This is a genomic window from Escherichia sp. E14S1 (assembly GCF_004211995.1).
Taxonomy (GTDB): Bacteria; Pseudomonadota; Gammaproteobacteria; order Enterobacterales; family Enterobacteriaceae; genus Escherichia.
In genome coordinates, this window is record NZ_RHJQ01000008.1 from 231,167 (window position 1) to 242,768 (window position 11,602).

At 50.0% G+C, this 11,602-nt stretch carries 7 protein-coding genes; 3 read left to right on the forward strand and 4 right to left on the reverse strand.

Annotation, left to right across the window (positions count from 1 at the left end):
* Positions 1 to 27: 27 nt before the first annotated feature.
* The gene (yfaL, locus tag D9734_RS09980) at positions 28 to 3,768 is read right to left on the reverse strand and encodes an AIDA-I family autotransporter adhesin YfaL/EhaC (RefSeq protein WP_130207158.1); all 3,741 of its coding nucleotides are present in this window, start codon (positions 3,766 to 3,768) and stop codon (positions 28 to 30) included.
* 688 nt (positions 3,769 to 4,456) lie between these two features.
* On the opposite strand from yfaL, the gene nrdA reads away from it, so the two are divergent.
* From nrdA to yfaE, 3 genes are all read left to right on the forward strand, one after another.
* Positions 4,457 to 6,742, forward strand: a complete 2,286-nt coding sequence (nrdA, locus tag D9734_RS09985; RefSeq protein ID WP_130207159.1) for a class 1a ribonucleoside-diphosphate reductase subunit alpha — start codon at positions 4,457 to 4,459, stop codon at positions 6,740 to 6,742.
* A gap of 155 nt (positions 6,743 to 6,897) precedes the next feature.
* A complete protein-coding gene (gene nrdB, locus D9734_RS09990; RefSeq protein ID WP_130207160.1) occupies positions 6,898 to 8,028 on the forward strand; it encodes a class Ia ribonucleoside-diphosphate reductase subunit beta in 1,131 nt (376 codons plus the stop codon).
* Positions 8,028 to 8,282: a ferredoxin-like diferric-tyrosyl radical cofactor maintenance protein YfaE gene (yfaE, locus tag D9734_RS09995; protein WP_130207161.1), complete on the forward strand. Its 255-nt coding sequence runs from the start codon at positions 8,028 to 8,030 to the stop codon at positions 8,280 to 8,282. Before nrdB ends, yfaE begins: the two co-directional genes overlap by 1 nt.
* A gap of 53 nt (positions 8,283 to 8,335) precedes the next feature.
* Here yfaE and inaA read toward each other — a convergent pair whose 3' ends face one another.
* The 3 genes from inaA to glpT all read right to left on the reverse strand — a co-directional run bounded on the left by inaA (position 8,336) and on the right by glpT (position 11,580).
* Complete coding sequence (gene inaA / locus D9734_RS10000; protein ID WP_130207162.1) at positions 8,336 to 8,986, reverse strand: lipopolysaccharide kinase InaA; 651 nt, start codon at positions 8,984 to 8,986, stop codon at positions 8,336 to 8,338.
* Between the two features lie 151 nt (positions 8,987 to 9,137).
* Complete coding sequence (gene glpQ / locus D9734_RS10005) at positions 9,138 to 10,217, reverse strand: glycerophosphodiester phosphodiesterase (protein WP_130207163.1); 1,080 nt, start codon at positions 10,215 to 10,217, stop codon at positions 9,138 to 9,140.
* Positions 10,218 to 10,221: 4 nt separating this feature from the next.
* Positions 10,222 to 11,580, reverse strand: coding sequence for a glycerol-3-phosphate transporter (gene glpT, locus D9734_RS10010; protein WP_064526704.1), 1,359 nt, complete (start codon positions 11,578 to 11,580; stop codon positions 10,222 to 10,224).
* Between the last annotated feature and the right edge of the window lie 22 nt (positions 11,581 to 11,602).

The following is an 11,602-nucleotide window of genomic DNA, read 5'->3' on the forward strand; positions in this document are numbered from 1 at the left end:
CCGGCAACGATGCCGGGCGGACAGCGATTACCATTTCACCGTCATCGACAAAAACCCTGCCGTCTGGGCAAAATCATCGCTTCCTTTCTGCCACGCCACGCTGCCACGCAGCGAAACTCGCTGACTGATATTGCCCGTTACTCCCACTTTTATTTCACCACGCCGCTTCGCCGCATCGTCGCTGATTTGGCTACCATCTTCTTCAATTTCCGTCGAATGGGGATCGTGATAATAATTCAAATCCAACGTTGGCGTGATATGAAGCGCAGTATGCCATTCGCTGTGTAATCCCAGCCGCGTCTGAATATCATCGCCCTGCGATTGTGACACCCGCGCATGGTTAGCGGCGGTAAAATCATCCTGCTGCACGCCCTGATAAATCACCTGCGCCTGCGGTTCAATCACCACACCACGCCCCGGTAACCACTGATAGCCGGCTTCCAGCGAAGCAACGATCCCCGACGAATGGTAATGATCCGCACCATCACCTTGTTCAGAAACATCATTGCTAAACCAGGCATATTGCAGCCAGCTATCCAGCCATGCCCCTTGTTTTTGGCTACCGTGCTGAAACCAGCTTGAGGTCAGCCCAACAGCATAACCGTGGTTCTGGTTATCGGCGCGAGTTCCGGTCATGTTTGAGCGACTGTCCCCCTGATTATCACTGTAGCCACCTACGGCCCCTAGCATCCACTGGCCATCATCGCCCCAGTCTCCGCTTAACAGGTTGCCGCTAAGCTGTACCGTAGAAATGTCTTCATGCTGGGCCAACTGCCCTGCTGCTGTGTAATGATAATCTCCGCCGATAACGCGTAAATTCAGCGTCTGACCATCGCCACCAGCGTGATCGTGTCGCTCCATCATAAACGCCTGATTTGCCGCCCGAAGGTTATTAAAATATCCACCAACTTTGGCATTCAGCACAGGCTGATAAGCGGGTGTTGGGTCGGGCTCCGGCGTGGGATCGGGAGTCGGATCCGGATCGGGCGGTGGCGTCGGAGTGACTTTTTGCGAACGCAGATACCAGTCATTATCATCTTCCACCAACGTATAGTCGTAAGCGCCCATATTGACGTAGCCGCTGCCCGCCAGACTAAACTGCGCATTGTTTTGAAATTGCGTGGGATCGGCTGTGAAATCAATCACTTTAATGCCTGTAGATGTCGGCTCACCAATCCCGGTAATGGGGTTAACCACCACGGTCGTGTTGCCAGCAGTATTACCGTTCAACACCAGTTGGTCGCTTGCTGAGTCATCGCCGTTTAATTCGCTATCGAGCAGTAGCGTACCGCCGCCGGTATAATCACCGTTTACCGTCAGCGTATCGCCAGCGACGCCATTTTGCAGGCTAACCGCACCGGACGTATTGGTCAGATCACCATTAACCGTCACGTCTGAAAGATAAGTCAGACTGTCGGTTTCCAGGTTGGTATTAAGCTCACCTGTCAACATCACACCATCGGTGGCATTCACCAACGTACCGTCGCCGTTAAACAGCGAGGCATCCAGTGCGGCGGAAGTATCCTGCCCGGTCAGGCGCAAAACCGTACCATCGCTGATGTCGATAGTGCCGCTGGAAGTAGCATCAATAGACTGAATATCCTGATCCGCACCAGTCTCGAACGTCGCCCCATCACCGACCCACAGCGATGATGCATAAGGAAAGATATCCACAGCATCGCCTTTCAACGTGCCTTCTTCCACCCGCACCGCCGACTGCGCGGTGCCACTGGCAGTCAGTTCCAACGTTCCTGCACCTGTTTTCGTCAGTGTGGTTCCCGCGTCCTGCTGCTGCCCGCTGCTGTCAGCCATCAGTGCGCCCCACTGCGTGTCTACACCCGCATCCACCATCACTTCACCATCGGCGCGCATTTCGATATCACGTCCGCGGCCTGCCGCATCTGAACGCGTGTCAACGTCGGAGGTAATCTCCATCGTGCTATCTTGTTGATTATCAGTAAAGATAACCTGGCGGTTATAGTGGGTATCACCAAGCTGAGAGTTGTCGCTCACCACCAGCGTACCGGAAGCGATTTGTGTTGTGCCGAGGTATTGATTGTCATTTGCCAGGCTGACCTGCCCGTCACCTGCATCCACCACCACATAAACACCATTATTCCCGTCATCGCCAATATGCAGATCGTCGCCACCGTAAAGATCGACAACATCCTGCTGACCAATCACCGTACCGTCGCTGCCACTGATTTCCAGACCATCGTTCTCTGACGTACCGCTCTGCCAGGTAGTAAAATCGGAGAGATCCAATACGCCGCCATTTAACACGATGGACTGCGGATCGTCTTGCATCTCCGCAAGATCCGTGGCGTTACCCGAAAGCGAGAGGATTGCGCCATCTTCCACCACAATATCGCCGGTCAGCGCCATCGACTGCGCACCCGCCAGTACATAACTCCCGTTTTCAGCAATAGTCAGTTGCCCTTCCCCCTGAATTGTTCCGGCAAAACCGCCCTGGTTGACGGTAACATTGCCGCCAGCGTCAATATTTAAAGTGCCATTCTGAAAACCCGTTAACGAATGTACAAATGTTTGCTGAGTCGAACCGACGTTAAGCTCTGCCTGATTATCTGTTTGTCCGATACTACCAACGCTCAAGCCATAGCAATTTTGTGGATTACTTTGGCACTGACTGTCACCGACATTCATCAGCGAATTATTCCGCCCTAGCGTGACTTCACCGTTTTTAATTCTCATCTCGCCAGTAAAATAATTGTTATCAGCGTTAAGCACCAGTTCGCCCGCTCCGGCTTTGGTAATAACGCCCGTCCCCGCAATGGAGTCGATAGCCCCATCATTTTTTGTACTGCCAATGATCAAGGTTTTATCAGCCGCAACATCAAAACGGATTTCACTTGCCCCTGTATACAGAAAGCCTCCAGCTGCTGCCGAAGCGTCTTCACCATAAGCGGATGCGCTGTTATTCACATCTACTAATACGCCCCCGTTCTGGCTGTAGCTGTCATCAACAGCGATATCAATAAGATAAGGAGAAGTCGTGCTACTGGTATAAATTGCGCCACCATAACCTTCAGCAGTGTTATTTATGAACGAAGTATTGTTAATAATGGTAAATCCTGATGGGTGTGTTTTATCGCTATTATTATCAGTAATATCGATGGCTCCACCATCACCATCACTGTAACTTGTTGATGTATATGCCTGATTATTATCAAAAACAGTGTTATTTAAGTAGACATTATTATTAATCGAATAAATTGCGCCACCTTTACCATCATTAGCAACATTATCCGTAAATACGGCATTGGTAATGCTAAGATCAATATCACCAGCGTCATTTGTTCCCGCGGAGTAGATCGCCCCTCCATACCCTCCAGCGATGTTATTGTCAAAAATAACCTGAGTAAGGTTCAGCGTTGAGTTTTCTTTTGCAAAGATAGCTCCGCCATTATTATATTCACCGCTCACGGCATTATTTTCAAACAGAGTCATCCCTGTTCCGCCTTGTGCTGATAATGTGAAATCAGCACCTTGTTGTAAAAATACCGCGCCTCCACTGGCATCATTTGCCATAGAGGAAAAAACAAGCCATTGTCCGTCAGCAACATTCCAGGTCTGTGTACTACCTGAAAGACTTTGATAGCTGGCCCGACAACTGGCAGTAACGTTAACACCCTGACATGAAGCCAGAACCTGCGACGCGGCGTTTGCACGCGTAAACACGCAAGCAACGACGGCTGGGATAATTAATAGATATCCTTTCCTGATAAAAACAATCCGTTTTTTATTCATAATCTGACAGCCTGTGAGAAATAACACGCCATCATTAAAAGACATATTGTGATTGTAGATAATGATTAATTGTAAATAAGAAACATTTAAAACATATACACTAAAATAATATCTTCTAAAAGAAATAAATTATTCCTTTTGATACTAACCAAATTATGAAATAACAATAATTAAAACACATTAAACTGATTAATTCGTTTCTTGTTTACCTGGAATAATCAACATAACAAACTTTTATTTCACATCTGTTGATTAAAAAATACCTGTTCCGTGAACCGCAGCCATTTACATTCGCTCACATCATAAACATAACATTAAGTGCCGACGTTATATGAATTTGTGATGGCATCAATTTTCACCACACCTGACAAAAGCACAACAAATAACCTGGATCAATAATTATCTTAAATTGAGCGTTCAAGAAATCACCGAACGGTTATTTTTAACAAATTTTTCTCTTCCCATTGACTTTCCCGGACACCTTGTCTGACCTAAGGTACGCGGAAGTCGCTTTTTCCTTCCTGAGTTATCCACAAAGTTATGCACTTGCAAGAGGGCCGTTTTCACACTATCTTGCAGTGAATCCCAAACATACCCCCTATATATAGTGTTCGTTGCAGCTTTCCTTACTACAGGTAGTTGCCGTGAAACTATTGCGGAAAGAATTCCAAAAACAGGTACGACATACATGAATCAGAATCTGCTGGTGACAAAGCGCGACGGTAGCACAGAGCGCATCAATCTCGACAAAATCCATCGCGTTCTGGACTGGGCGGCAGAAGGACTGCATAACGTTTCGATTTCCCAGGTCGAGCTGCGCTCCCATATTCAGTTTTATGACGGAATCAAGACCTCCGACATCCACGAAACTATTATCAAGGCTGCCGCTGACCTGATCTCCCGTGATGCACCGGACTATCAGTATCTCGCCGCGCGCCTGGCAATTTTCCACCTGCGTAAAAAAGCCTACGGCCAGTTTGAGCCGCCTGCGCTGTACGACCACGTGGTGAAAATGGTCGAAATGGGCAAATACGATAATCATCTGCTGGAAGACTACACGGAAGAAGAGTTCAAGCAGATGGACACGTTTATCGTTCACGACCGTGATATGACCTTCTCTTATGCTGCCGTTAAGCAGCTGGAAGGCAAATATCTGGTACAGAACCGCGTGACCGGCGAAATCTACGAGAGCGCACAGTTCCTCTATATTCTGGTTGCTGCGTGCCTGTTCTCGAACTACCCGCGCGAAACGCGTCTGCAATACGTGAAGCGTTTTTACGACGCGGTTTCCACATTTAAAATTTCGCTGCCGACGCCAATCATGTCCGGCGTGCGTACCCCGACTCGCCAGTTCAGCTCCTGCGTGCTGATCGAGTGCGGCGACAGCCTGGATTCCATTAACGCGACCTCCAGCGCGATTGTGAAATATGTTTCCCAGCGTGCAGGGATCGGCATCAACGCCGGGCGTATTCGTGCACTGGGTAGCCCGATTCGTGGCGGTGAAGCGTTCCATACCGGCTGCATTCCGTTCTACAAACATTTCCAGACGGCGGTGAAATCCTGCTCCCAGGGCGGCGTACGCGGCGGTGCGGCAACGCTGTTCTACCCAATCTGGCATCTGGAAGTGGAAAGCCTGCTGGTGTTGAAAAACAACCGTGGGGTTGAAGGCAACCGCGTGCGTCATATGGACTACGGGGTACAAATCAACAAACTGATGTATACCCGTCTGCTGAAAGGTGAAGATATCACCCTGTTCAGCCCGTCCGACGTACCGGGGCTGTATGACGCATTCTTCGCCGATCAGGAAGAGTTTGAGCGCTTGTACACCAAATATGAGAAAGACGACAGCATCCGCAAGCAGCGTGTGAAAGCCGTTGAGCTGTTCTCACTGATGATGCAGGAACGTGCGTCTACTGGTCGTATCTATATTCAGAACGTTGACCACTGCAATACCCATAGCCCGTTTGATCCGGCCATCGCGCCAGTGCGCCAGTCTAACCTGTGCCTGGAAATCGCTCTGCCGACCAAACCGCTGAATGACGTTAACGACGAAAACGGTGAAATCGCGCTGTGTACGCTTTCTGCTTTCAACCTGGGTGCAATTAACAGCCTGGATGAACTGGAAGAGCTGGCCGTTCTGGCGGTACGCGCACTCGACGCGCTGCTGGATTATCAGGATTACCCGATCCCGGCAGCCAAACGTGGAGCGATGGGTCGTCGTACGCTGGGTATTGGTGTGATCAACTTCGCTTACTATCTGGCGAAGCACGGTAAACGCTACTCCGACGGCAGCGCCAACAACCTGACGCATAAAACCTTCGAAGCCATTCAGTATTACCTGCTGAAAGCGTCTAATGAGCTGGCGAAAGAGCAAGGCGCGTGCCCGTGGTTTAACGAAACCACCTATGCGAAAGGGATCCTGCCGATCGATACCTATAAGAAAGATCTGGATGCCATCGCTAATGAGCCGCTGCATTACGACTGGGAAGCATTGCGTGAGTCGATCAAAACTTACGGCCTGCGTAACTCTACACTGTCAGCGCTGATGCCTTCCGAGACCTCTTCGCAGATCTCTAATGCTACTAACGGCATTGAACCGCCGCGCGGTTATGTCAGCATTAAAGCGTCGAAAGACGGTATTCTGCGCCAGGTCGTTCCAGACTACGAACACCTGCACGATGCCTATGAACTGCTGTGGGAAATGCCGGGTAACGATGGTTATCTGCAACTGGTTGGTATCATGCAGAAATTTATCGATCAGTCGATCTCTGCGAATACTAACTACGATCCGTCACGCTTCCCGTCAGGAAAAGTGCCGATGCAGCAGTTGCTGAAAGACCTGCTCACCGCCTACAAATTCGGGGTCAAAACGCTGTATTATCAGAACACCCGTGACGGCGCAGAAGATGCGCAGGACGATCTGGTGCCGTCAATCCAGGACGATGGCTGCGAAAGCGGCGCATGTAAGATCTGATATTGAGATGCCGGATGCGGCGTAAAATGTCTTATCCGGCCTACGTCTCGAATTTTGTAGGCCTGATAAAACGCGCCAGCGTCGCATCAGGCTCTGGATGCCGGATGCGGCGTAAAATGCCTTATCCGGCATTAAACTCCCAACAGGACATATTCATGGCATATACCACATTTTCACAGACGAAGAATGATCAGCTCAAAGAACCGATGTTCTTTGGTCAGCCGGTCAACGTGGCCCGCTACGATCAGCAAAAATATGAAATCTTCGAAAAGCTGATCGAAAAGCAGCTCTCTTTCTTCTGGCGTCCGGAAGAAGTTGACGTCTCTCGCGACCGTATCGATTATCAGGCACTGCCTGAACACGAAAAGCACATTTTTATCAGCAACCTGAAGTACCAGACACTGCTGGATTCCATTCAGGGTCGTAGTCCGAACGTGGCACTGCTGCCGCTAATTTCTATTCCGGAACTGGAAACCTGGGTAGAAACGTGGGCATTTTCAGAAACGATTCACTCTCGTTCTTATACCCATATCATTCGTAATATCGTTAACGATCCGTCTGTTGTATTCGACGATATCGTCACCAACGAACAGATCCAGAAACGCGCGGAAGGCATTTCCCGCTATTACGATGAACTGATCGAGATGACCAGTTACTGGCATTTGCTGGGCGAAGGCACCCACACCGTCAACGGTAAAACCGTGACCGTTAGCCTGCGCGAGCTGAAGAAAAAACTTTATCTCTGCCTGATGAGCGTTAACGCGCTGGAAGCCATTCGTTTCTACGTCAGCTTTGCTTGTTCCTTTGCCTTTGCAGAACGCGAACTGATGGAAGGTAACGCCAAGATTATTCGCCTGATTGCCCGTGACGAAGCCCTGCACCTGACCGGTACTCAGCATATGCTGAATCTACTGCGCAGCGGCGCGGATGATCCGGAAATGGCGGAAATAGCCGAAGAGTGTAAGCAAGAGTGCTATGAGCTGTTTGTTCAAGCGGCACAGCAGGAGAAAGACTGGGCGGATTATCTGTTCCGTGACGGTTCGATGATTGGTCTGAACAAGGACATTCTCTGCCAGTACGTGGAGTACATCACCAACATCCGCATGCAAGCTGTCGGTTTGGATCTGCCGTTCCAGACACGTTCCAACCCGATCCCGTGGATCAATACCTGGCTGGTGTCGGATAACGTGCAGGTTGCCCCACAGGAAGTTGAGGTGAGTTCTTATCTGGTCGGTCAAATTGACTCGGAAGTGGACACCGACGATTTGAGTAACTTCCAGCTCTGATGACCCGCGTTACCTTGCGCATCACTGGCACACAACTGCTGTGCCAGGATGAACACCCTTCCCTTCTGGCGGCGCTGGAATCCCATAATGTGGCGGTTGAGTACCAGTGTCGCGAAGGCTACTGCGGCTCCTGTCGCACTCGCCTGGTTGCAGGTCAGGTTGACTGGATTGCCGAACCGTTAGCCTTTATTCAGCCAGGGGAGATTTTGCCCTGTTGTTGCCGGGCAAAAGGCGATATTGAAATAGAGTTGTGATCGGGTACTAGTGCCAGATGCGACGCTTATGCGTCTTATCTGGCCTACAACGATTACATGGCGTAGTAATACGCTTTCACCTGCTCCCAGTCGTCGGGAGGAATGGGAGATAAATACTTCTCCAGTTGGGCGAAATCATGCTGAGATGCTTTTTGACGACGCAATCGGCGGCGACTTTTTTCCAGATCAAGAAACCCCGCTTCCGCCACACCCTCCGTTTTCACATAAATATGACGAACGTAGCAACAGCCATGCTGACGCTTGACGCTATGCATTTTTTTAAACGCTTGTGCCACCGCGTGTAGCATTGCTTCACGCACATCGTCTGGGTAAGGGGTAATAGCATGTTGTGTATACCAGTCTGCAATACTGATGAAACCGGTCATATCCTCGGTAACCAGTAGCGCCCGCCATTCCCCTTCTCGTTTGATTGCTTCACCAAATACGATTTTCGGCACGATAACGCCCGCGCGCTCCAAATCGTTTATCACCTCAATCTCCCGCACAATCGTCGGGCGTCCAAAGGGATAGCGCAGCGAATGAAAGAGATGCTGAGTCATACGCTTCACATAAAGCTTTTTACCATCGCGCTCTACACACTGCACACCACTCATACCATTGCGTCGATAATTGGGTTCTTCGACCCAGTCTCCTTTGGTCGCCCACCAACGTTCAAATTGTTCGTCTTCCGTTCCTGACACCATTACTTACCATCCGGCACTATGTGTACGTTAATTATCAGGATGGAAATATAAAGTGTTGCCTTAAGAAATCCTTAAGATTTTTGTGTACAAAAATGGACTTGTTACAGAAGCAAAGCGGCATTCCGGGCAGACCGGAATGCCGAAGGTGAGATTATTTCTGTTGTTGCAGGAAGGTAACCGCTTTATCCGGGAAGTCAGTGAACAAACCGTTCACTCCAGCTTTGTTATACAAAATGTCATAAAGCTGATTCACATTCGTTGTGTAGGCCGGTAGCTTGTCGGCCCGCACGGTATAAGGATGCACCACCAGCTTATTCTGCTGTGCATCTTTTACCATTCCGGTAAGCTTGATATTACCCGGCTGCGATGTCTCATCAATCACCATATGGTAATCCGGGCCAATACCATCAGCGTATTCCGCCACCTGTTTCATGGCACCCGGCTTGAACATCCAGTCATAGCTGTAATTAACCCAGCTTCCGTCCGGTTGTTTCTGCTGAGTTTCGTTCCAGTCGGTATAGGCAATCAGCTGTACCAGGTTGAGGTCCATACCCATTTTAGGTTCCAGCTCATTCTTAATACGCTTCAGTTCATCAGCATCAAAGCATTGCAGATAAACCTTATCATCCTTACCGGTGTAGCCATATTTCTTCAGCACTTCCAGGGTTTTTGCCGCAATATCCTTCCCTTCCTGATGATGGAACCACGGCGCTTTAATCTCTGGATAGATACCAATATTTTTCCCGGTCGAATGGTTTAGCCCCTGAACAAATTCAATTTCCTCTTCGAAAGTGTGCACCCGGAAGTCAGATTTACCCATCGGGAAACGCCCGGGAAAAGTCTGCACTTTTTTACCGTTTTCAATATCGAAGCCTTCAGTGAATTTTAAAGACTTAATTTCATCCAGTGTAAAATCTATCGCGTAGTAACGGCCATCTTTACGCGCCCGATCCGGGAAACGATCGGCAACATCGGTTACCCGGTCAAGATAGTGGTCATGCAGAACGACCAGATGGTCGTCCTTCGTCATCACCAAATCTTGTTCAAGATAATCGGCCCCCTGCGCATACGCCATCGCCTTTGCAGGCAGCGTATGCTCCGGCAAATAACCACTGGCGCCGCGATGGGCAATCACTATTTTCTCACTGTTATCCGCCGCCATTGCACTGCTTCCCATGATCATTCCACTCATCATGATAGCCATGCTAAGTTTTTTCAGCGTCAATTTCATGCCATTAGCCTCCGTTGCGTTTTTGCTGTAATTCCTGATGGCGACGTTTTTCGCCAATCATCACGACAATTAACAAGATAACCGCCAGGATGCTGCCGCCAATCATCACCATGAAGCCGCCATCCCAGCCAAAGTAGTCAACGGTGTAGCCGACAATCGCGCTTGCCGCTACGGAGCCACCAAGGTAACCAAACAGTCCGGTAAAGCCCGCCGCCGTACCTGCCGCTTTCTTCGGCGCCAGTTCCAGCGCGTGCAGACCAATCAGCATGACTGGGCCGTAGATCAGGAAGCCGATAACAATCATACAAATCATATCGACAGTTGGGTTGCCTGCCGGGTTCATCCAGTAAACGATGGTGGCGATAGTCACCAGAGTCATAAAGAAGACGCCGGTTGCCCCACGGTTACCGCGGAAGACTTTGTCCGACATCCAGCCGCACAGCAGAGTGCCTGGAATGCCCGCATACTCATAGAAGAAGTAGGCCCAGGAGGATTTATCCAGCGCGAAGTGTTTCACCTCTTTCAGGTAAGTCGGTGACCAGTCGAGGATACCGTAGCGCAGCAGATAGACGAACACGTTGGCGATGGCGATGTACCACAGCAGTTTATTCGGCAGCACGTACTGCATGAAGATCTGTTTCGCGGTCAGTTCCTGTTCCGCTTTTTCGTTATAGTCGTCCGGGTAATCATTTTTGTACTCTTCGATCGGCGGCAGGCCACAAGATTGTGGGGTATCGCGCATCATCGCAAAGGCGAACAGAGCCACCAGAATGGCACAGAAAGCCGGCATATAAAGCGCCGCGTGCCAGTCATTAAACCAGGCCATCCCCAGCAGGAACAGCAGCGGCGGAATACCACCACCGACGTTATGCGCACAGTTCCACACCGACACAATGCCGCCACGTTCTTTCTGCGACCACCAGTGCACCATAGTACGACCGCACGGCGGCCATCCCATCCCCTGGAACCAACCGCAGAGGAACAGCAGCACAAACATCACCGCAATGCTCGATGTCGCCCACGGTACAAAGCCCATAAAAAGCATAACTGCCGCAGCAAGAATCAGACCTGCCGGCAGGAAAACGCGCGGATTCGAGCGGTCCGACACTGACCCCATGATGAATTTGGAAAATCCGTAGGCAATTGAGATCCCTGAAAGGGCAAAACCTAAATCACCTCGTGAGAACCCCTGCTCCACCAGGTAGGGCATCGCGAGAGCAAAGTTCTTACGAACCAAATAGTAAGCGGCATAACCAAAGAATATCCCCAGGAAAATTTGCCAGCGTAATCGACGGTAAGTCGGGTCGATCTCCGCAGCAGGTAAGCGCGCCTTGTGTGGCGCTGGTTTAAAAATACTCAACATTTATAGCCTCCGTGGCCGTGGT